A 21,678-nucleotide genomic window follows, 5' to 3' on the forward strand; every position below is an offset into this window, starting at 1 on the left:
CGATGGCACGGTACAACACGCCCGAGCAGGGCACGACGGACTGGCACGTTCCGCTGAACGAGAACTTCGAACGGATGGACACGGACATCGAGGTCCGTGACGCGGACGGGAACCTCGGACAGTACGAACCGCGGTCGGGGCGGAAGTTCCTCGCCACGGACACGCTCGACGTCTACCTCGGCAACGGGGACTCGTGGGAACGGGTCGGCAACCTCGACGGCGGCTCGGGATCGAACTCGATCACCACGACGGACGGAGCGACGTTCTCCGGGGGCCTCGCGGCCGGAAACCTCGTCGTGGTCGCCGCGGGCTCGGAGGTCCGGATCGATCCGAGCGGGACGGACAGTCCCCTGCAGGACGCTATCGACGCCGTCGCCGCGAGCGACGGTAGCGGCACCGTCTACCTCCCGCCGGGTCTGACACAGGAGCGCGGGCCGGTCCGGGTCCCGTCCAGTGCGCAGGGCGTTCACATCCAGGGGACCGGTATCTCGACGGACGCCAGCGGCCAGCGGAGTTCGGTCGTCGAGATCACCGGCTCCAACGTCGGCTTCGACGTCAGCGGGTGGGGCTGGAAGTTCGCCAGTATGGACGGGTTCACCCTCCGGGGGACCGGTCAGAACTACCCCGCGATCAGGTTCTCGATGCCGGACGGCGAGCAGTGGCTGACGCCGCGGATGTTCAACATCGGACGCCTCCGGTTCAGCAACTGGAACCCCGCTCCGACCGGCGTCGTCCACTACGACGACTCCCACACGTTCTCGTGTCACTACGAGACGCTGATGTTCGCCAGGAACAACTCCGGTCCGTGTTTCGACTTCGACTCCGACTCTCCCCTTATGCTGAAGATCACCAACCTGTACGCCGACCACGGCTCACGCCACCCGGTGTTCAAGTCGCGGACGCAGTCGCCCGGTATGGTCGTGGACATGTGCAACGTCGGTGGCGACCACAGCGGCGTACTCGATCTGGACACGATGACCGGGCTCGGGTTCGTGCAGGTCAACTTCATGAACTGGGAGCCGTCCACCAACCCCTACTCGACGGACACGGTCAACCGCCTCAACGGACCCGGGTACTGTTATCTGCCACACACACAGGTCACCGGCTTCGGCGGCGGCGTCGACATCGACTCCGTGTTCGAACTCGGCTCCAACAACGGGAACAACGTCATCGGGCAGATCCAGACCAAGGGGGACGTCTCCATCGGTCGCAGCAAGGTCGACGTCACGAGCAGGCCGACCGCGCCCACGTACTTCTACGGATCGGGGAGCGACGTCAGCAACAGCGCGGGGACCAACACCGGACTGGTTCGATCGCTCCGGCGTGCCGGTACCGGGAACGCGTAGTCGGAGCGGGCGGCGGGTCAGAGATACCGACCCACGCTTCGAGCGATTCGCCACCCGGGTCGACCGAGGAGCGAGGCGAGAGCCTGTAGTACCGCCTTCGCGCCGACCTCCGGGAGGTAGTACAGGTGCCGTGCGAACGCAGCGACTGCCCTCGGCGACCAGCGGTGTGTCTTGAGGAGGATCTGTCCCTCCGTCTCGTAGGTGTTCGCGATCGCCCGCTGACGGACCGCCGCCGGACACCGGTCGTAGAGGTGGTCGTACTCGCAGACGATGTCGAACCGCGCCTCGACGGCGGCGAGCGAGTGGCCGACCGACAGCTCGTCGATGCGCTTGTGGAGGAGCGCCGCGTCGACGAAGTCGAACGACGCCGTGGCCGCAAGTTCGATCATCAGTTCGAGGTCGGTCCCGTGTCGTCGGTCCGACAGCGGGAGCACGGCGTCCATCGTCGCCCGCTCGGTCAGCATCGTCGAGGTCATACAGGGCCACAGGTCGAACGCAAGTGCCCGGTCGAGGACCTCGCCCCTGGCGTCCTCGGAGGGGAGATCGGTCAGCCCCCCGGTCTTCTCGATGCCGGTGTAGACCACCCCGACGTCGTCGGGCGCGTCCTCGAACCGCGCCAGTTGCCGCGCCAGCTTCGCCGGTCGCATCCGGTCGTCGTCGTCGAGGAGGTGGACGTACTCGCCGGTGGCCCGGTCGAGCCCGGCCTGGCGAGCCCCGTTGCTCCCCCGGTTCTCCGGGAGCGGGACGTACTCGACGCCGTCGAACCGTTCGACGACGGGCTCGGCGTGGGCCTCCCCCGAGTCGTCGACCACGATCACCTCGACCGGCTCGTGGGTCTGTTCGAGGACGCTCCGGACGGCGTCTGGGAGCGCGTCGTTCCGGTAGTAGGTCGGGATCACGACGGAGACCAGCGGCGACGCCGTCGCGGTCGTGCCGTCGGTGGATCGGGACACGGTCAGCGGACTCGGGCGGGCGCTGTGTCGGTCATTCGAGGTAGCCCAGGCCCTGCAGCTGCTCCTCGATCTCCGCCTGCTCGGCGTCGCTGTACGTGTCGGTCTCGACCCACTCGTCCCGGCTCTCGCGGTACGTCGGCGACAGCGACGAGGCGACACGCTCGGCGGGGAGTTCCCCGTCGACGTTCTCCGGGATCGGGACGTCGAGCAGGCCGAGCACGAGCGGGAAGAGGTCGACGACCTCGCGGTCCCGGAACTCGTCGGCGTCGGCGAAGGCGTCCCCGGCGGTGACGAGCGTCCCGTGGGGGCGGTGCTCGCTCCAGCGATCCCGCACGAAGACGTCGCCGCCGGTGAACCCCGCCTGGACGGTCACGTGCATCCCGTCGCCGAGGAAGACGAGGTCGGGCGCGTCGGCCTCGAACGGCCCCTCGAACACCTCCTCCTTGCGCTCGAGGTCGGAGACGAGCGGGCCGTCGTCCTCGGGGTGGTCGACCGCGCGGAGCTCGGCCGCGATCTCCCGACGCAGGGCCGGTGCCTCGGCCGCCGAGACGGTGCCCGACGGGTGGTCCTCCGTGTTCAACACCAGGACGTTCTGTCCGGGGGCGTACGCGACCGTCTCCGACCAGTCGATCCGGGACGGTTGGAACCCGTCGCCGGCGGCGTCGGCCGGCGGGATCGTCGACTCCAGCAGGTCGAACACCCGCTGGGGGAGCAGCGTCCGCGGGTCGTCGATGCCGAGCGCGTTCTTCACGCGGACGGCGTTCTCTCGGGTGAGTCCGATCCGCCGGAGCGGGGACCGGTCTTCGCCGGTGTCGCCGCCGCGCAGGCTGAGGTACCCCCGCTCGCGAAGCCACTCGTTGACGTGGAAGTTCCACTCGCTGCGGGCCCCGTGGCCGTGGTCGCTCAGCAGCACGACGTCGGGGTCGCCGCCGACGTGGTCGAGCAGCTCCCCGACGGCGCGGTCGGCCTCGACGTAGAAGTCGTGCAGGAGTTCGCGGTTCCACCCCAGGTAGTGGCCGGCCACGTCCGTCGCCATAAAGACGGGGAAGAAGACGTCCGTCTCCCGCAACGACGCGAGCGCCTCGAAGGCCCGCTCGTGGTGCCACAGTCCGTCGACGAGGTGGTCGTACACCTCCTCGTCGTCAGCCATCCGGAGCTCCGGACCGACCGGGAACGGCGTCACGCGGTACCGCTCGCCGGTCCGCTCCTCGACGCGGTCGACGAGGTCGGGTGGCTCGCTCAGGGTGGCGTGGTTCGGGGACGGCCACCCGGAGACGACGTACCCGTGTTCGAGCTCCGTCGGGGGGTACGTGAACGGGACGTTGGCGACGCCACAGGCGACGCCGGCGTCGTCCAGCGCCTCCCACAGCGCCTCCGCCCGGACGTCGGTGTGGTTGATCGGTTCCCGCTCGTAGCTGTCGGGTGCCCGCTTGGTGAACCCGAAGCAGCCGTGTTTGCCGCCCTGTTTACCGGTGTAGATCCACGGCCAGGCGGGCGAGGACAGCGGCGGGTCCGCCGACCGGACCCGTCCGAATCCCCCGTCGTCGACCAGCGAACGGATGGTCGGGAGGTCGCGTTCCCAGTCACGGACGAGTCCCGGGTCCAGCCCGTCGAGCCCGAGCACAACGAGATCCGTACTCATCGGGGGAGACATCCCGCAGTAGTGGCTTTGCTAAACGCACCCTAATCGCCGCCGACGGGTCCGTGGCAGCCGGACCGGTCGCCGCTCCCCGCTCCGCCCCGGTCGACGCACGGGGCCGTCGGCCGCCGACACGCGGGGCCGACCGCCGCCGTGCGTCGGTAGGAGGCGACTACTCCGCGGGTGGACGGGGTAGCGTTCGCAGAACTAAGTCGCGATTACCTGTACCGCTCGCCCGTGTCACGGGACCTCCGCGTCTGTCACCTCGTCCACCACCTCGCGCTCGGGGGACTGGAGAACCAGCTCCTCCGCCAGGTGCGCGCCTCCGACGACGACGTCTCCCACGCCGTCGTGTACTTCGGGACCGACGAGAGTCGCCGCGAGGCGTTCGAGGCGGCCGGTGCGACAGTCGCCCGCCTCGCCGAGGGCGAGAACGCGTCGCCGGCCCGCCAGTTCCGCCCGCGGCGACTGCGGCGGCTGTCGCGGACGCTCTCGCGGTGGGACGCCGACGTGCTCCACTGTCACACCTCCCTGTACCTCCACGTCGTCGGCCGGATCGCCGGGGCCGCCGCCGACGTGCCCGTCGTCGGGACGTACCACAACACCGCCGAGAACTTCCACCCGGCCATCCGGGCCGCCGAACGCGCGACCCGACCGCTGAGCGAAGCGAACGTCGCCGTCTCGAAGGACGTGGAGCGAACCTTCGCCGCGGACGCCCGTCGCTACGAGCCCGGCGACCCGCTCACGCGCGGGACCTACACCGTCTACAACGGCATCGACGTCGACGAGTTCCGCGCGGAGGTCGAGTCGGCCGACGACGGCGTCCGGAGACGTCACGGCGTCGACGACGACGCGCTGCTGCTGCTGTGTCTCGGCCGGTACTCCCCGGAGAAGGCTCAGGACCTCCTGATACGGGCGCTGGCCGACGCCGCCGGGGACCTCCCGCCCGTCCACCTGCTGCTGGTGGGCTGGGGAGCGCTGGAGTCGGACCTCCGCGAGACGGCCCGCTCGCTCGGGCTGGCCGACCGCGTGACCGTCACCGGCCGGGTCCCGACCGTCGCGGAGTACTACGCCGCCGCGGACGCGTTCGTCCTCCCGTCGACCACGGAGGGGCTCTCGGTCACGCTGCTGGAGGCGATGGCCGCCGGCCTGCCGATCGTCGCGACGGACGTGGCCGGGACCGCGGAGGCCGTCGTCGACGGCGAGACGGGTCTCGTGGTCGAGCCGGAGTCGCGGGCAGCGCTGGCGGACGCGCTGTGTCGGCTCGGCGGGGCCGACCTCGAACGGCTGGGGCGGCGCGGGCACGACCGCGCGCGGTCGACGTTCGACATCGAGCGGACGGTCGCGGCCTATCGAGCACTGTATCGGACGGCTACCGGCCGCGAGCCGACCGTCGAACAGGTCGAGCCGGCCGACTGAGAACGGTCCCGCTCAGTGACGCGCCGTCGGCACGGGCGCGTCGGTCAGCAGCCGGTCGTAGGGGCGGAGCGTCTCCGACCAGTCGAACTCGTCGGTCGCGAGCGACCGGCCCTCGCGAGCGAACCGTTCGCGTCGTTCGTCGTCCCCGAGGAGCGATGCCGTCGCCTCGGCGACGCTCTCCTCGCCGTCGACGATCCGGGCGTGCGTGCCGTCGACCAGCGGGAACCCCTCCGCGCCGACCGGCGTCGTGACGACCGGCAGGCCGGTGGCGAGGTACTCCAGGATCTTGAGGTTCGTCCCCGACCCCGAGCGGATGGGCGCGACGGCGAGGTCGGCCGCCGCCAGGTGCGCCGGCAGGTCATCGACGATCCCGGTCGTGACCACGCCCGGCCGGTCCGTCTCCGGCGGGTTCCCGCCGACGAGGAACAGCGTCGCGTCCGGGTGTGACTCCCGGACCGCGGGGAACACCTCGTCGAGCAGTTCCCGCACGGCCTCGCTGTTGTGGGCGTTCGCGAGGTTGCCGTGGTAGACGAGCGTCGGCGCTCCGAGGTCGTACCGGTCCGCGATGTCACCGGCACGAGCGGCGGCGGCGGGCGCGTAGCGGTCGACGTCGACGCCGTTGGGAGCGACCAGGAACTCGACGTTCGCGCCGTCGACGCGGGCAGCGAGGGTCCGCCGGTCTTCGTCCGAGACGGTGACGACGGCGTCGACCAGTCGGCAGGCGCTGGTCTCGAAGGCCGCCAGCAGTCGCCAGAGGGGGATCCCGACGCGCTCGGCGAACCGGTACTCCACGTTGTGCTCCGAGAGGACCAGCGTCGCGTTGAGGCCCCGCGCCGCCGCCCGGACGACCGGCACCAGATACGGGAACTCCACGACGACGGCGTCCGGCCGCCGGTCGGTCAGGTGGTCCCTGAGGGCGGGGTACAGCCACGGGTGGAACTGGTAGACCCCCTTCAGCGGCGAGTAGTCCGGGAGCAGCCACTCCAGGGTGCCGACGGCGCGCGAGCGGAGCGCCACGCGGTCGAACGGCTGTTCGTCCGGCACTCGCCCCTCCGCCGTCGCGGCTCGCTCCGGTTCGTAGGGGTGGAGGAGCCGCACCTCGTGGTGCCGACCGAGGTGCGTCGCGAGCTGGTAGACCCGCTCGGTGAGACCGTTGTTGACCGGGATCGGGTCGCGGGGAGCCACGACGGTCACGCGGCGGCTCCCCGTCGGCGCGTCGGGCGTCATCTGTTCGGTCCGGTCTACGGCCCCGGGGAGGGTTAGTTAGGGTCCGTGTATCGGTCGGGCGTGACCCTCCCCGCGACCGGCCCGCCGTGGACGGTCGTCGGGAGCCACCGGGGCCCGCCGCGTGCGCGAGTAACCGCGTCGTAACTAACCCCCGACAGAGCCAGGCACGACTGAATGCACGGAGCGCAGTGTGGCGACCGTCGGAGCCGACCCGGAGCCGTATCGGAGGCGGTCCGAGGGTGACAGACGACGACAGGTCGCGCCGACTCACCCGCCGCGCGCTGTTGCACGCCGGCGCGGGGACCGCGGTGGCCCTGGCCGGGTGTTCCTGGTTCAGCGACGACGATCGGGAGCCACCGCCGGTGACGGAGACGCCGGAGACGCCGCCCACGACGGACGGTCGCGGGACACGGACCCGCTCCCCGACCGAACCCGCCTCGCGGTTCGACGGCCACTACGTCTTCGTCTCCGACGAGCAGTTGCGGGGCATCCGGGAGCGCCTCGCCGCGGAGGCGGAACCGTGGCACTCGGGCTACGGGAGCCTCTACGGCTCGGCCGAAGCGGCGCTCTCGATGGACCCCAGAAGCATCGTCGACGACGGCGCGCCGAGGTGGGACGACCCACACCGGTTCGGAGAAGACGAGGACCGCCACGACTACCGCGCCGCGATGGAGATGACGGCAGCGGCCCGCGATACGGCGCTCGCGTACCGCTTCTCCGACGAAGATCGGTTCGCTCGCAGGAGCATCGACCTGATCTCTCACTGGTGTCTCGACGAGGAGACGCGGATGAAACCGGTCGCGAAGGATCTCTGGGCGGGGCCGGCGATCTCCCTGTGGATCACGATCCCGGACTTCTGGTACGCGGCGTCGCTGCTCCGGGGCCACCCGCACTGGCGCGACGGGGGGGTGGACCGGGAGGCCGAGTTCCGGTCCTGGGTCCGTTCGTTCGTCGACTCGATCGAGGACCCCGGCTACTTCCAGTACAACAACATCTGGGCGTGGCGGATACAGACGCTCGCGAGCGCGGCCGTCTACCTCCGCGACGAGGCGCTGTTCGACAGCGCCCTGGAGATGTGGCGCGCCGAGCGCAACTGGAGGGACTACCGCCGGAAGGGCGAGGGGATCGGCGCACTCCGGAAGGAACTGAACCGCGAGGACGGGTTCAGCTACCACGTCTACGGGATGAAGGCGCTGACGATGACCGCCGAGATCGCTCGCCACCAGGGGATCGACCTCTACGGCTACAACGCGCCGACCGATCCGGCCGACGGCTCGACGCTCCGGAAGCTCTATCGGTTCATGCTGCCGTACCTCGCCGACCCCGACAGCTGGCGGTGGGGGCTCGGGAACAACGGGCTCGTGGACTACGAGCGGCGCGGCTTCGCGTCGCTGTACGAACTCGCCTACTCCAGGTGGGCCGACCGGGAGTTCAGGGAGGTGGTCGGGCTCGTCGGCCGACCGGTGTCCGACGGCCGCCTCCTCGGGTGTACGACGCTCACGCACGGGAACCTCTTCGAGTTCGACGACATCGAACAGCCGGTCATCGACGGCTGAGTCCCGCCACCGGTACGGTAGCGAGTGTATAAATTAACCGTCGGAGCACACCGGGGTCGGTATGGACCAGTTGGATACGGGCGGTGGGAACCGGACGGTCGTCTGGGACCTCGTGCTCGTGGGCTGTCTCGTCGTCGCGACGAACGTCGCGGTCCTGGTGCCGGGGGTCCGGGCGACGGCGCTCCGGACGGTCCTCGGCGTCCCGTTTCTCGTCTTGCTCCCGGGATACGCACTGGTGTCGGCGCTGTTCCCCCGGCGGAACGCAGAGACGCCGATGGCGGAGGCGGGCAAGACCATCGACTCGGCCGAACGGATCGGGTTCGCCGTCGGCCTCAGCGTCGCGACGGTCGGACTGGTGGGGCTGGCCCTGAGTTGGGTCGGGATCGGGGTCGGTCTGCTCCCGATGTTGCTCGCCGTCTCGGTGGTCGCGCTGGCGGCCCTGTTCGTCGCCGCCGTCCGCCGGTACCGGTGCCGCTCCGACCGGCGGTTCGTCCCCCGGCTCCCCCGATCTCGCGCTCCGAGCGGGCCGTCGGTGTCGGGTCGGACGAACGCCCTGCTGAACGTCGCCGTCGGCCTCGCGGTCGTCGTGGCCGGTGTCGGCATCGCGCTGGGGACGACGGGACTCGCCGTGAACGGGACGACTGTCTCGGGGCTCGACGGCGAGCGCGACTACACCGAACTGTCGGTGCTCGCCGAGAACGGATCGGGGGCGGTCACCGCGGAGTCCTATCCGAAGACGCTCACACGCGGCGAGTCGGAGTCCCTGATCGTCACGGTCGGGAACCACGAACGGGACCGGACCACGTACACGGCCGTCGTCCGACTCCAGCAGCTGGGGGCGGACGGCGAGACCGTCGTCGCCCGGCAGAACCTCGGTCGCTTCCGGACGACGCTGGCCGTCGGCGAGGAGGTCCGGCAATCCGTCCGGTTCGTACCGTCGCTCGCCGGTGAGGACCTCCGTCTGGTCGTTCTGCTCGACCGCGGGTCGGCAGACGCCGTCTCCCTGGACACCGCCTACCGGGCGGTCCACATCGACGTGACCGTGACGTCGGGGTGAGGGCCGTCGTCTCCCCGGACGGGGCGAGGACTCACTTACAGCGGGACCGGGGCGGGTCTTCGCCGTTGCCGGGTTCGTACGCGACGACGGTCTGCCCGTTGTCGTAGACGATGTCCTGGTCGCGCGGGGACCACTCGACCGTCTCGTCGGAGACCGGCGACTGGACCGCGACGCCGTCGGGATAGCCGACGGGGTCGAGGACGACTACCTTTATCATGTCGTCCCGGAAGGTCTCTTCCGGCATCACCGTCAGCCCCGGTCTGACCTGTATCCGGTCGTTCTCGACGACCATCGCCCCGTACTGGTTCGGCGTGTCCGGTCCCGGGTCGGTCCACTCCGCACACGTCAGCAGCCCCGGGAACAGCGTCGGGCCGTGGGCGGGAGCGCCGTCCCGGTGGGCGGCCGCGAACCCGGCCGCGTCGATGTCCCCCGACGAGAAGTACCGCTGGGCCCCCTTCTCGTTGCCCGTCGCGTCGGCCAGCGAGGGGTCCGTGAACCCGCCGCCGATAGAGGCGAACGCCAGCGCGAACACGAGGACGACCAGCAGCGCCGACCCGGCGGTCTCCCGGTAGTCCCGTCCGAACAGGTAGATCCCGACGGCCGGCAACGCGAGGAAGGGGAGCGTCATGATGCCCCAGCGGTTCAGCGCCGCGATGCCTCGGAGGGGCATCCAGGCGGGGTTGGGGACGTACAGCAGCACCGCGAACAGGAACGCGAACGTGACGAACAGGGCGGTGTTCGTCAGCTGAGTCTGTCGCCGCCGGACAAGCACCCAGAGCGCGTAGGCCCCGAACAGCAGGAAGAGTCCGTAGTGGAGGTTGTTGAGGAGGAACGGGACGCTGTTCAGCGCGAGCGCGGTCGTCTCCTCGTAGCGCTGGACGACGAACTGCTTGGTCGTCACGCCCGCGCTCGCCTGCGGGCTGAACTCGAACACCCACTCGAGAACGCCGAAGACGATCCCCGTCGAGTACCAGTAGTACGCCGTCAGCGTGACGAAGATGCCGTACCGGACGAGGACCGACCGCAGCTGGAGTTCCGACGCGGTGAGCCGCGTCCAGCCCAGGAGCGCGACGATCGGGACGGTGACGAGCGTGACAGACATCGCCGTACTGAGGTGGTGGGTCGTCACCATCGCCGCCGCGAGGACGGTCGCCAGCGCGGTGAAGCGCCGGTCCGGCCGGTACTTCGTCAGTACCAGCAGGAACGTGACGAGAAACACGAAGTTCAGCGCCTGTGCGTGGACGCTGGTCCCCCAGCGGACGAACTGGGGGTTGAACGCCACCAGCGCCGCCCCGAGCATCCCGATCCGCGTGAGGCCCGTCACGTTCCGGAACACGGCGAACAGCGAGACGAGCGTCAGCGAGAACAGCACCGCGAAGAAGACGGCACCGTACGTCCGGGGCTCCAGTCCCGTGATCCGCATCCCCACGCTCGCCTGCGTGTGATACAACAACAGGTCGTCGTAGCGGGTCCCGCTCACCACGTCGAGCGTGCCGTAAGTGGCGATCCGGCGAGCCAGCGTCGTGTGGTAGATCGTGTCGAACACCCTGGCGTAGTACGCCACCGTCAGCGACTGCGAGGCCAGCAACACGCTCGCCCCGGCCACCAGCGCGGCGACGTCGAAGTACCAGTTCCCCTCGCCCTCGGTCCGGGTCAGGACACGACCGACGATCAGCGTGAAGAAACAGCTCATCGCGGCGAAGTACAGCAGGCCCCGCCCGACGACGAACAGCGTCGCCACGCCCACACAGAGGGCGACGATCGCCGAGCGCGGGTCCCGGCCGACGGCGGCCACCTCGGTCCAATCCCGTCGCCCGAGCGAGGACCGCGGGACCAGGACGGCGACGTCGAGGAGCAACACCGTCCCGACGAAGATGATGCCCATCCCGAAAAAGCGGGGACGACCGATCCGCATCGTCAGGACGAGTCCGGCTACGACGCCGACGTTCAGGAGGACTAGAGCGGCCTGTACGACGCGGAACCTCGATGGCATCCCACCGGGACTCGACGTGTCGTCCGGGTACATCCGGTTCGGCGTTTCGCCCAATCGTAGTTAGTTAGTGCCTCGATACTCGGCGAGACGGGAACCGGCGAAACGTCGCTGAGTTGACCTCTGAAGCGGTCTGACGGCCGTTCAGATGTATCCCATATCGGCCAGTCGCTCACGCATCCGGTCGTCGAACGCCGCCGTCTGACCGTCGCCGCCGGTGGCGAACGACGGCATCCGCGCGTCGAGCTCCGACGCCATCGCGGCCGCGACCGACGGGTAGTCGCCGGCCCGATCGGTCTCCTCGTCGGGCAGCGCGAACAGGTCGCTGCCGGCCTCGCCGGTGACGTACTTGAACCGGCCGTCGTGGAGGCAGTTCAGTGCGTCCCAGCGATAGCGGTCGGCGTCGAAAGACGGGTTCCGGGCCAGCAGCTTCTGCCTGTCCCCGTCACGGGCCGCCCGCTGTGCGACGGCGTAGTCCCGGCGCTCGCTCGCGAGGTCGACCCCTTCGAGCTGGTCGTCGTCGACCCCGACGGCCGCCAGCACCGTCTTCGTGAAGTCGACGTGCTGGACCGGCTGCCCGGTCCCGCCCGCCGTGTCGGGGAGCCCGTGGGTCACCATCGGGACGTGGAGGAGTTCGTCGGTGACGAGGACGTGGTGTCCGAGCCAGCCGTGCTCGCCGAACGCCTCGCCGTGGTCGCCGGTGACGACGACGATCGTCTCGCCGGGGAGTCGCTCCCGGACGTGGTCGAACAGGTCGCCGACGAGGTGATCGACGTAGGCGACCCCCGCGTCGTAGGCGGCCGAGATGGCCGCGAAGTCGTCGTCCGACAGCGGCAGGTCCTCGGCCACGACGTCGAACACGTCCTCGAAGATCGACCGGGAGCGTTCCAGCACCTCGTCGACGGACTGGCCGATCTCCCGGGCGTACGGCTCCAGGAACGCCGGGGGCGGCGTGTACGGGTAGTGGGTCCCGTTGTAGTGGACGTAGAGAAACACCGGCGTCTCCGCGTCGGCCGTCGCGGCGGTCCACTGCTTGGCCTTGTGGGTGACCATCGAGGAGATGTTGTGCAGCGATCGGTCCGTCGAGAGGCCCGGCCCGTACTGGCGGATGTTGCGGGCGTAGTCCGCCACGGCGCGGAGACCGACCGTCCGGTGGAGGTTCCGCACCGTGGGGAACTGGAACTCGTCGAACCCGCGATCCATCCCGGTCGCCGAACAGACGTACTGGTTCGTCGCGATGCCCAGGGACTCGTACCCCGCGTCGGCGAGCAGTTCCGGCATCGTCGCCAGCGAGTCGGGGAGCCGGCTGACCTCGGGGGAGTCGACGCCGACGCCGTGTGTCGAGAGGTAGGTGCCGGTCAGCATCGACGCCGTCGACGCGGGCGTCCAGCGCGTCTGTGCGATGCAGGTGTCGAACCAGTCGCCGCCGGGGTCGGCGGCGATGCGCTGGAGGTTCGGCGTCGTGTCGCGGTGGTGGCCGCCCATCGTGGTCCGATCGGCCCGGACGCTGTCGACCGTGACCCAGACGACGTTCGGCCGTGAGGTCCGTTCCATCTGACAGGCGGAGGCCTGGCTCGGGTATGAGTATAGGGACGTTACGGGACGGAACTGTCGTCCCGACGGATCACATTAGACGACGGATACTCAAACGACGCCGGTTGCAACTCTCATCCGATGGCCGACGGCATCGGAGTCGTGGTCCCGGCCTACGACCCGGACCCGACGACACTCGTTCCGTACCTCGACGACTTGCACAGCGTGGTCGACCCGACGCGCGTTCACGTGGAACTGGACGACCCGGACTCGGACGCGCTGGTCGAGCGGCTCCGGGAGACGGGGTCGACAGTCAACTGTGCGACGGCGCGACGGGGGAAGGGTGCGGCACTCACCGCGGGATTCGATCGTCTCGACACGGCCCGTCTGGCCTTCGCTGACGCCGACGGGAGCGTCCCGGCTGACTCTCTCGCAGACGTCGTCCGCGGCCTCGACGAGGCCGCCGTCAGTGTCGGGTCGCGCCGACACCCGGACGCGACCGTCGTGTCGAGCCAGTCGACGTTCCGGGAACTGCTCGGTGACGGCTTCGCGTGGGCGGCCCGCCGGACGCTCGCTCCCTCGCTGTACGACTACCAGTGCGGCGCGAAGGCCGTCGACGCCGGGACCTGGGACTCGGTCCGCGACCACCTCACCGAGACCGGGTTCGCGTGGGACATCGAGCTCGTCGCGGTCGCGGACGCGCTGGGACACGACATCGCCGAGGTTCCGGTGACCTGGCGGGACCACGCGGAATCGACGGTGGACCCGATCGCGACGCCGGTGGAACTCGGGAGGACGCTCGTCGAGCTCAGGGTCGATACGGCCGGACTGGGACCGACCGTGACCGAGGACCACCCCTCGGGTGCCTCGGCGACGGACGGGCAGAGCTGACGAGCGGACGGCGGCTCTCCGGTTGGTGCTCGCTCTCGGCGCGCCCTGGCCGAGCCGAGAGCGACGGGAGCACCTCGCCGTCACGGTGAACGGTGGGTCGCGTCGGAGAATTGACGGCCGAGAGCGGGCGTCGCCGAGCGGGTCCGAGCGAACGAAAAACGGGGGACTACCTGCTCACCGCTCGTGCAGCAGCGTCTCGAGGTTGTCCCGGACGTACTCGCGGCTCCGGTTCTCGGTGTACCAGTCGACCGTGGCGGCGATGCCCTCCTGCAGCGAGTACTCCGGTTCGAAGTCGAGCAGCTCGCGGGCACGGCTCGGGTCGGCGGCCCGGTGTCGGACGCCGACCGGCTTGTCGGTCATGTAGTCGCGCTCGGCTGGCTCCCAGTTCAGTTCCTCGAAGATGGCGTCGGCGACCTCGTTGATGGAGATGAACTCGGCGGTGCCGGCGTTGACCGGGGTCGCGTCGGTGACGTTCTCCGCGGCCAGCCGCAGCGCCCGCGTGATGTCCCGGACGTAGGTGAAGTTCCGCGTCTGTTCGCCGTCGCCCCAGATCCGGAAGGGGTCCTGGCCCGCGTAGGCCTTCGCCAGCAGCGCGACGATGGCGTGGGTCTCGTTCTCGCGGGGGCCGTAGGCGGTGAAGACGCGGACGATGCTGGCGTCGATGTCGTACTGCTCCTCGAAGGCCATCAGCGACCGCTCGCCCATCAGCTTCGCCCAGCCGTAGGTCTCGTCGGCGTAGGCACCGCCCCGCTCGTCGAAACTCACCATGTCCTCGCGCAGGCGCTTGCGGTCCTGCTGGATGTCGGTCGGGTACGTACAGGCGCTGGAGGCGAAGGAGATGCGCTCGACGCCGTTCTCGACGGCGCTCTCGAAGACGATGTTGTCCAGCGCCATGTTCGTCGCGCAGTTGGCCGGGTAGTTCGAGATGTACCCGCGCCCGCCGTGGTCGGCGGCGAGGTGGAAGACGGTGTCGATACCCGCCGTCGCGTCGAGGGCGTCGCGCTTCTCCTTGAGGTCGACGTCGACCACCTCGATCTCGTCCCGGACGGCCGTGAGGTTCGCCTCCGTCCCGCTGGAGAAGTCGTCGGCGACCCGGACGTCCGCGCCGGCCGCGACCAGGTCCTCGACGAGGTGCGAGCCGATGAACGACGCGCCGCCGGTGACGAGGACGTGTTCGCCGCGCCAGTCGTCGCGGCTCATCGTGCCCCCTCCACTTCGGGGGTCCGCTGAGACACCTCGTCGGCGTCGAGCGTCGCCGCCGCCCACTCGTAGACCCGGACCAGCCCCTCGTCCAGCGGCGTCTGTGGCTTCCACCCGAGGGTCTCGCGCATCCTGTCGGTGTCGGCGCAGTAGCGATCCGTCCCGGTCGGCATCGAGGTGTCGTGTTCGATGGCGATGTCCTTCCCGCTGATGTCGACGATCCGCTCGGCGAGCTCGTTCATCGTGACGACCTCGCTCGCGTTCCCGAGGTTGACGGCCCCGCCGTCGAGTCCGACGTCCAGCGCCCGGAGCATCCCGTCGACGAGGTCGGTGACGTAGATGAAGCCGCGCTGTTGAGTGCCGTCGCCGAACAGCTCGATGCTCCCGCCGTCCGGTTCCTCGATGACCTTCCGGCACAGCGAGGGAATGACGTGGCTGTCGTCGGGGTCGAGGCTCTCGCGGGGCCCGTAGCAGTTGAAGATCCGGACCGCGCCCGTCTCGATGTCACAGTCCTCGTGGTAGGCCTCACACGCCACCTCGCCGAGGATCTTCGCCCAGCCGTAGGTGCTGTGGGGGTCAGCGGGGACCGCCTGGTCCTCGGCGAACTCGTTGAGGCCGTCGTGTTGCTGGCGGTAGATACACGCGCTCGACGCGAACAGGAACCGGTCGACGTCGGCCGTCCGGCAGGCCTCCAGCAGGTGGTGGTTCATCAGGACGCTCGGCGTCAGCCCGCCGACGTTCTCGCGCTTGATGTAGTGGATGCCGCCGACGCTGGCCGCGAGGTGGACGACGTCGTCGACGCCCTCGACGGCGCGCTGACAGCCGCCGGGCGTGGTCAGGTCAACGGGGCGGAAGTCGACCGCACCGAGCACTCCCTCCAGCGATTCGAGCCGGCCGCGTGAGAGGTCGTCCGCGACCACCACGTCCGCGCCCCGGTCCAGCAGGGCGTCGACAGTGTGGGAGCCGATGAAGCCAGCCCCACCGGTTACGAGCACGGTCCGCGATTGCCAGTCGTGCATACGTGTCTACGTTGGCAAAGCAGGTGATAGTTATCGAGTCTATATTCGGCCGCTACTGCGCCTCTCGACGGTAAGTCGGTCTTAAATCGGCCCCACGTCTCTCGGTCTGTCGCCCGGCGAGCTACCGCGGTCATCGGCACGCGGACGGCGGCACGACCGGGGCTGCCAGCGACGAGCACGACGGTCACCGCCGGAACAGGCACCGCATACGGGACGGGCAGGCGACCGGCGCAGTGGTCGGTGGACCCCCGTGGGTCGCCCATAGTGACCTCCGAAACCGACGGGCTCCGGGGGGTAGAGAACTTATACTTATGCGAGCGGATTCGGATGGTTCGCCTATGGATTGGCCTTGGAGACGTGTGTCGAACGCGTCACGCGGGCGGGTGGTCGGATGAAAGCGCTCATTCTCGCCGGGGGTCCCGGGACCCGCCTGCGACCGGAGGTCTCGGACATCCCGAAACCGATGGCGGACGTGGCCGACAGACCGTTCCTGGAGTGGCAGCTCGACCTGCTGGAGGCGAACGGCGTGACCGACGTCGTCATCTCGATCGGCTACGAGGGGGAGGTCATCAGAGATCACTTCGGCGACGGCTCCGGGTTCGGCGTCGACGTCGAGTACGTCGTCGAGGACGAGCCGCTCGGGACGGGCGGGGCGGTCCGGGAGGCGAGGCCCCTGCTCGCCGACGAGGACGAGTTCCTGGTCATCAACGGCGACACCTACCTCGACATCGACCTGTCGGCGTTCGTCGCGTTTCACCGCGACCAGCCGACGGTCTCGTCGCTCGCACTCTCGCGGGTGACAGAACGGAAGAAGGGCGGCTTCGTCGATCTGGAGGGCGATCGGGTCCGACAGTTCGTCGAGACCGAGCGCGAGGGCGGCATCGTCAACGCCGGGTTCCGGCTGTTCGGGCCGGGCGTGTTCGACTACATGCCCGACCGGACGCGCTTCCAGCTGTCGGAGGTGTTCGAGCGGCTCGTCGACGACGACGAGGTCACGGGGTACCTCACCGACGGCTACTTCAAGGACATCGGGACGCCCGAGCGGTACCACGAGATCAACGAGCGGTTCGCGGAGGAGGCATGAGGATTGAGAGCCGCGCCCCCAACCGGATGAGCTTCGGCGGTGGCGGCTCCGACGTGCCGCCGTACTGCTGGGAGCACGGCGGCGAGGTCGTCAGCACGACCGTCGACAAGTACGCACGCGCGACACTCGTCCCCGGTGGCGACCGGATCACGATCCGGTCGGTCGACTTCGGCGTCGAGCGGTCGTTCCCGCTGGGCCGGCTGGAGTACACCGGTGGCGACCTCGACCTCATCAAGGCCGTCGTGAACCAGTTCGACGTCGGCGAGGGGTTCGAACTGACGGTCCAGACGGACCTCCCGGCCGGCGCGGGGATGGGCGGCTCCTCGTCGGTGGCCGCCGCGGTCATCGGCTGTCTCCGCGAGTTCGCGGACCGCGAGATGGACGCGGCGGACGTCGCCAGCCTGGCCTACTACGCCGAGCGGGAGGACCTCGGCGAGATCGGGGGGTACCAGGACCAGTACGCCGCGGCCTACGGCGGCCTGAACGACATCGAGTTCGCCGACGAGGAGACCACCGTCCGGCCGCTCGACGTGCCCGATCCGCTGGTGTCGACCCTCGAACGGCGGCTCCTCCTGTACTTCACGGGCGAGACCCACGACTCGAGCGAGATCCACGACGAGATGGACCGGCAGTACCGGCGGGAGACCCGGGACGCGAAGACCCGCCGCGACCGCCTGAAGGCCGTCGCCGCGGGGATGGCCGACGCGCTCGACGACGGCGACCTCGACCGCTTCGGCGACCTGCTCCACGAGGGCTGGGTGGTCAAGAAGGAGCTGTCGGACAAGATCACGAACCCCGTCGTCGACGAGATGTACGCCACCGCGCGCGAGCACGGGGCAGCCGGCGGCAAGATCCTGGGGGCCGGCGGCGGCGGGCACCTCCTGCTGTTCGCGGCACCGGGCCGGGCGATGGACGTCCGGTACGCGCTGCGGGAGTACGACGTCGAGCCGGTCCCGTTCCAGTTCGAACCGGACGGCGTGAGGACGTGGGAGGTCGACGATGCGGACTGAGCGGGTGTTCGAGGAGAGCGTCGCGGCCAAGCGCCGCTACCTCGACGACGAGGACGCCCTGGCGACGGTCGAGCGGGTCGGCGAGGCGATGGCCGAGGCGCTGGCGGCCGGCGACAAGGTGGTGCTGTTCGGCAACGGCGGGAGCGCCGCCGACGCCCAGCACATCGCCGCCGAGCTGTCGGGGAAGTTCCGGCGCGAGCGGCCCGGCCTCCCGGCCGTCGCGCTGACGACCAACACCTCCTCGGTGACCGCCATCGCGAACGACTTCGGCTACGAGACGGTGTTCGCCCGCCAGGTCGAGGGGATGGTCTCCGCGGGCGACGTCGTCGTCGGCATCTCGACCAGCGGCACCTCGGAGAACGTCCTCCGCGGGATCGAGGCGGCCGCCGACCTGGGCGCGACGACGGTCGGGCTCACCGGCGAGTCCGGCGGCGACCTCGCGGGGATGGTCGACCACTGCGTCACCGCCCCGTCGGCCGACACCGCCCGGATACAGGAGGTCCACATCACCGTCGGCCACGCGGTCTGTGGCATCGTGGAGGGGATGCTCTTTGACTGAGCCCGCCGTCTTCGTCGACCGGGACGGGACCCTCTGTGAGTTCGTCCCCTACCTCTCGGATCCGGACCGGTTCCGGCTGCTCCCGACGGTACCGGAGGGTCTGCGCGCGCTGAACGAGGCCGGGGTTCCGGTGGTCGTGACGACCAACCAGTCCGGGATCGGCCGCGGCTACTTCGACCGCGCGACCGTCGAGCGCGTCCACGAGACGATGCTCGAATCGCTGTCGGCGGCCGACGCCGAGGTCCACGACGTCTACTTCTGCCCGCACGAGCCCGCCGCGAACTGCGACTGTCGCAAGCCCGAACCCGGCCTGCTGCAGTCGGCCGCGACGGACCACGACCTGGCGCTGTCGCGGAGCTACATGGTCGGCGACCGCGAGACCGACGTCCGGGCGGGCAACCGCGTGGGCGCGACCACGGTGCTGTTCCCGAGCGTGGAGACGGAGATCGCACGGGACGCCACGGCCGCCGACCACGTCGTCGACGAGTTCCGGGAGCTCGTCGGGATCGTCCTCGGGGAGCGGGCCATCTGACGCGTCGCCGGTGTCCGACGCCGTCGCCCGGTGCCGCGGGACCCCGGGACGCTCGTCGCCGCGGGCCGATCGCGGTGCCTGACCGGTCTCCGTCCGACGGGAGTCACACCGGCGTCCGGACGTCTCCGGAGGACGGCTTCGCTTCCGCCGGCGGAGTCCCAGTAGGCGCTGAATAACCAATTGTAGAACTGTTCTGGTAACGGACTGCATGGAGATCGCAGTGTCCGTCCTGTCGGCTGATTTCTCCGTCCTGGGGGAGGCAGTCGACCGTGTCGCGGCTGCCGACAGAATCCACCTCGACGTGATGGACGGGCACTTCGTCCCTGCCATCTCGTTCGGTTCGCCCGTCGTCGAGGCGGTGGACGACCGGACCGACCAGCCGCTTGACGTCCACCTGATGGTCGACCGACCGCTGGCCCACGCCGATCGGTTCGCGGAGCGCGGTGTCGAGACCGTGACCGTCCACGCCGAGGCGTGCCCGGACGTCCGCCGGGTCGCCACGCGGCTCGGCGAGGCCGGCGTCGACGCGGGGGTCGCACTGAACCCCGAGACGCCGTTCTCGGTGATCGAACACGCCGTCGACGCCCTCGACAGGGTCCTCGTGATGGCCGTCACGCCCGGCGCGGGCGGGCAACCGTTCCAGCGCGCGGTCCTGGAGAAGGTCCGGCGGATCGACGAGGCCTGCGACGTGGAGATCGGCGTCGACGGCGGCGTCGGTCCGGCGAACGTGGCCGACTGCGCCGAGGCGGGGGCGGACCTGCTCGTGTCGGGGACGGCCGTGCTGGGCAGCGAGGACTGTGCCAGCGTGATTCGAACGATGCGACGACGAACGGAGCGCAGAATCCAATGAGTCATCCCGAACTACAGGACGAATTCGAGGAGTACGAGCGACAGTCGCGCGAGGTGCGAGCCGACGTCGTGTTGACGACCTACGCCGCGGGGTCCGGTCACCCGGGGAGTTCGTTCTCGTCGGTCGAGCTGCTCGTGTGGCTGTACAACGAGACACTCCGGGTGGACCCCGCGGAGCCGGACGCGCCGGGCCGGGACAGGCTCGTGTTCAGCAAGGGCCACGCCTCGCCCGCGCTCTACGCCGTCCTGTCCCGGCAGGGCTTCTTCGAGCGGTCGGAGCTGTTCTCGCTCCGGGAGGCCGGCGAACTCCTCGAGGGCCACGCGACCGACGACGTCCCGGGCGTGGAGTTCTCGTCGGGCTCGCTCGGCCAGGGCCTCTCCTTCGCCGTCGGGACGGCGCTGGGGGCCAGGATGGACGGGCACGACGCCCGGGCGATCGCCGTCCTCGGCGACGGCGAACTCCAGGAGGGGCAGGTGTGGGAGGCGGCGATGTCCGCCGCCGACCGGGGACTCGACAACCTGGTCGCGGTGGTCGAACGCAACGGCGTCCAGAACGACGACCTGACCGCCGACACGAAGGCGCTGGGATCGGTCGCCAAGAAGTTCGAGGCGTTCGGCTGGCACCCCACGGAGTGTGACGGTCACGACTTCGCCTCGATCCAGCGGGCCTTCGAGGAGGTGACGGACCCGACGGTCGACGGGCCGGCGGTGGTCGTCGCCGACACCGAGAAGGGTCGGGGCGTCTCCTTCATGGAGGAGACGCGACTGGGATACCACTCGCGGGTGCTCTCTATCGAGGAGATCGTGACCGCCTTCGAGGAACTGGACGTGGAACACCGGCTGTCGGACCTCAAACGATGCCAGTCGGCGTGACCGACGGGGAGGAGGTCCCCATCCGGGACGGCTACGGACGGGGACTGCTCGACATCGCCGACAGCCACCCCGACGTGGTGGTCCTCGACGCGGACCTCGGGGCCTCTACCCGCGGGGCCTGGTTCGGCGCGGAGTACCCCGACCGGTGGTTCAACGTCGGCATCGCCGAGCAGGACATGATGGTGATCGGGGCCGGCCTCGCGTCGACGGGGAAGACGGCCTTCGCCGGGACCTTCGCCGTCTTCTCGCTGCGGGCCATCGAACAGGTCCGGAACTCCATCGCCCGCCCCGCCGCCGACGTCACCGTCGTCGGCAGCCACGGCGGCCTGGCGACCGGCCCGGACGGGGCGAGCGCGCAGGCGGTCGAGGACGTCGCCGCGTACCGCTCGCTCCCGAACGTCCGGGTCGTCTCCCCGGGCGACGCCGTCGAGACCGCGGCGTTCGTCGAGGAGCTGGCCGAGACCCCCGGCCCAGCGTACCTGCGACTGGTCCGCGAGCCCACGCCGGTCGTCTTCGACGACGACCACGACCCGAGCATCGGGGAGGGGTTCGTCCTCCGCGAGGGGGCCGACCTGACGCTCGTCACCCACGGCGCGATGCTGTCCCGGACTCTCGACGCCGCGGCGCTGCTTGCCGACCGGGACGTCGACGCGCGTGTCGTCCACATGCCCTCGATCAAGCCGCTGGACGAGGCGCTCCTCCAGCGGTGTGCCCGCGAGACGGGTCGACTGGTCACCGTCGAGGACCACTCGGTCGTGGGCGGCCTGGGGGCGGCGGTCGCCGAACTGGTCGGCGAGTCCGACCCCGTGACCGTCGAGCGCATCGGCGTGGACGACACGTTCGGCGAGTCCGGCGACCCCGAGGACCTGTACGAACTGCACGGGCTGACCGCGGACGCCGTCGCGCGCGACGTGGTCGACTCGACTCAGAGGTGAGCACGA

General features: G+C 70.0%; 19 protein-coding genes. 12 read left to right on the plus strand and 7 right to left on the minus strand.

Translation table 11 applies throughout. The annotated features are described in order from the left end of the window. Window positions 1-2: 2 nt before the first annotated feature. Window positions 3-1,346 carry a right-handed parallel beta-helix repeat-containing protein gene (locus P0592_RS15125; protein ID WP_276271740.1) on the plus strand — a complete coding sequence of 448 codons (1,344 nt, stop codon included), beginning with the start codon at window positions 3-5 and terminating at the stop codon, window positions 1,344-1,346. Between the two features lie 17 nt (window positions 1,347-1,363). Here the strand turns inward: P0592_RS15125 and P0592_RS15130 are convergent, their stop codons facing one another. Together P0592_RS15130 and P0592_RS15135 are read right to left on the minus strand one after the other, a co-directional pair. Then, window positions 1,364-2,299, minus strand: coding sequence for a glycosyltransferase family 2 protein (locus tag P0592_RS15130; protein WP_276271741.1), 936 nt, complete (start codon window positions 2,297-2,299; stop codon window positions 1,364-1,366). A gap of 31 nt (window positions 2,300-2,330) precedes the next feature. Continuing rightward, window positions 2,331-3,941: an alkaline phosphatase family protein gene (locus P0592_RS15135; RefSeq protein WP_276271742.1), complete on the minus strand. Its 1,611-nt coding sequence runs from the start codon at window positions 3,939-3,941 to the stop codon at window positions 2,331-2,333. A gap of 234 nt (window positions 3,942-4,175) precedes the next feature. Between P0592_RS15135 and P0592_RS15140 the strand changes: the two genes are divergently transcribed. Then, window positions 4,176-5,357: a glycosyltransferase gene (locus P0592_RS15140; protein WP_276271743.1), complete on the plus strand. Its 1,182-nt coding sequence runs from the start codon at window positions 4,176-4,178 to the stop codon at window positions 5,355-5,357. Window positions 5,358-5,369: 12 nt separating this feature from the next. Here P0592_RS15140 and P0592_RS15145 read toward each other — a convergent pair whose 3' ends face one another. Next, window positions 5,370-6,584: a glycosyltransferase family 4 protein gene (locus P0592_RS15145; protein ID WP_276271744.1), complete on the minus strand. Its 1,215-nt coding sequence runs from the start codon at window positions 6,582-6,584 to the stop codon at window positions 5,370-5,372. A 239-nt stretch (window positions 6,585-6,823) separates the two neighbouring features. Between P0592_RS15145 and P0592_RS15150 the strand changes: the two genes are divergently transcribed. After that, window positions 6,824-8,140, plus strand: coding sequence for an alginate lyase family protein (locus P0592_RS15150; RefSeq protein ID WP_276271745.1), 1,317 nt, complete (start codon window positions 6,824-6,826; stop codon window positions 8,138-8,140). 61 nt (window positions 8,141-8,201) lie between these two features. Continuing rightward, on the plus strand, window positions 8,202-9,197 hold the full coding sequence (locus P0592_RS15155) for a DUF1616 domain-containing protein (RefSeq protein WP_276271746.1): 996 nt from the start codon (window positions 8,202-8,204) through the stop codon (window positions 9,195-9,197). A 31-nt stretch (window positions 9,198-9,228) separates the two neighbouring features. On the opposite strand, the gene P0592_RS15160 is transcribed toward P0592_RS15155, so the two are convergent. Continuing rightward, window positions 9,229-11,190, minus strand: a complete 1,962-nt coding sequence (locus P0592_RS15160) for a hypothetical protein (protein WP_276271747.1) — start codon at window positions 11,188-11,190, stop codon at window positions 9,229-9,231. A 141-nt stretch (window positions 11,191-11,331) separates the two neighbouring features. Continuing rightward, window positions 11,332-12,741, minus strand: coding sequence for a sulfatase family protein (locus P0592_RS15165; RefSeq protein WP_276271748.1), 1,410 nt, complete (start codon window positions 12,739-12,741; stop codon window positions 11,332-11,334). Between the two features lie 120 nt (window positions 12,742-12,861). Here P0592_RS15165 and P0592_RS15170 point away from each other — a divergent pair, with 120 nt between their 5' ends. Continuing rightward, on the plus strand, window positions 12,862-13,611 hold the full coding sequence (locus P0592_RS15170; protein ID WP_276271749.1) for a glycosyltransferase: 750 nt from the start codon (window positions 12,862-12,864) through the stop codon (window positions 13,609-13,611). Window positions 13,612-13,785: 174 nt separating this feature from the next. On the opposite strand, the gene P0592_RS15175 is transcribed toward P0592_RS15170, so the two are convergent. Together P0592_RS15175 and P0592_RS15180 are read right to left on the minus strand one after the other, a co-directional pair. After that, entirely contained in the window at window positions 13,786-14,811 is a 1,026-nt protein-coding gene (locus tag P0592_RS15175) for an NAD-dependent epimerase/dehydratase family protein (RefSeq protein WP_276271750.1), read from the minus strand. After that, complete coding sequence (locus tag P0592_RS15180) at window positions 14,808-15,830, minus strand: NAD-dependent epimerase/dehydratase family protein (protein ID WP_276271751.1); 1,023 nt, start codon at window positions 15,828-15,830, stop codon at window positions 14,808-14,810. Before P0592_RS15180 ends, P0592_RS15175 begins: the two co-directional genes overlap by 4 nt. A gap of 391 nt (window positions 15,831-16,221) precedes the next feature. Here P0592_RS15180 and P0592_RS15185 point away from each other — a divergent pair, with 391 nt between their 5' ends. The 7 genes from P0592_RS15185 to P0592_RS15215 all read left to right on the plus strand — a co-directional run bounded on the left by P0592_RS15185 (window position 16,222) and on the right by P0592_RS15215 (window position 21,672). Then, the gene (locus P0592_RS15185; protein ID WP_276271752.1) at window positions 16,222-16,914 is read left to right on the plus strand and encodes a nucleotidyltransferase family protein; all 693 of its coding nucleotides are present in this window, start codon (window positions 16,222-16,224) and stop codon (window positions 16,912-16,914) included. Beyond that, entirely contained in the window at window positions 16,911-17,924 is a 1,014-nt protein-coding gene (locus P0592_RS15190; RefSeq protein ID WP_276271753.1) for a GHMP family kinase ATP-binding protein, read from the plus strand. The genes P0592_RS15185 and P0592_RS15190 overlap by 4 nt, the downstream gene beginning before the upstream one ends. Continuing rightward, window positions 17,914-18,483, plus strand: coding sequence for a D-sedoheptulose-7-phosphate isomerase (locus P0592_RS15195; RefSeq protein WP_276271754.1), 570 nt, complete (start codon window positions 17,914-17,916; stop codon window positions 18,481-18,483). Before P0592_RS15190 ends, P0592_RS15195 begins: the two co-directional genes overlap by 11 nt. Further along, window positions 18,476-19,015 (plus strand): D-glycero-alpha-D-manno-heptose-1,7-bisphosphate 7-phosphatase, encoded by a 540-nt coding sequence (locus P0592_RS15200; RefSeq protein ID WP_276271755.1) that lies wholly within the window; start codon window positions 18,476-18,478, stop codon window positions 19,013-19,015. The genes P0592_RS15195 and P0592_RS15200 overlap by 8 nt, the downstream gene beginning before the upstream one ends. Window positions 19,016-19,223: 208 nt before the next feature. Beyond that, window positions 19,224-19,865, plus strand: coding sequence for a ribulose-phosphate 3-epimerase (rpe, locus tag P0592_RS15205; RefSeq protein WP_276271756.1), 642 nt, complete (start codon window positions 19,224-19,226; stop codon window positions 19,863-19,865). Then, on the plus strand, window positions 19,862-20,737 hold the full coding sequence (locus P0592_RS15210) for a transketolase (protein ID WP_276271757.1): 876 nt from the start codon (window positions 19,862-19,864) through the stop codon (window positions 20,735-20,737). Before rpe ends, P0592_RS15210 begins: the two co-directional genes overlap by 4 nt. Next, on the plus strand, window positions 20,722-21,672 hold the full coding sequence (locus P0592_RS15215; protein WP_276271758.1) for a transketolase family protein: 951 nt from the start codon (window positions 20,722-20,724) through the stop codon (window positions 21,670-21,672). Before P0592_RS15210 ends, P0592_RS15215 begins: the two co-directional genes overlap by 16 nt. Window positions 21,673-21,678: the final 6 nt, after the last annotated feature.

It is taken from the genome of Haloarcula litorea (genome assembly GCF_029338195.1).
GTDB classification, from domain to species: domain Archaea; phylum Halobacteriota; class Halobacteria; order Halobacteriales; family Haloarculaceae; genus Haloarcula; species Haloarcula litorea.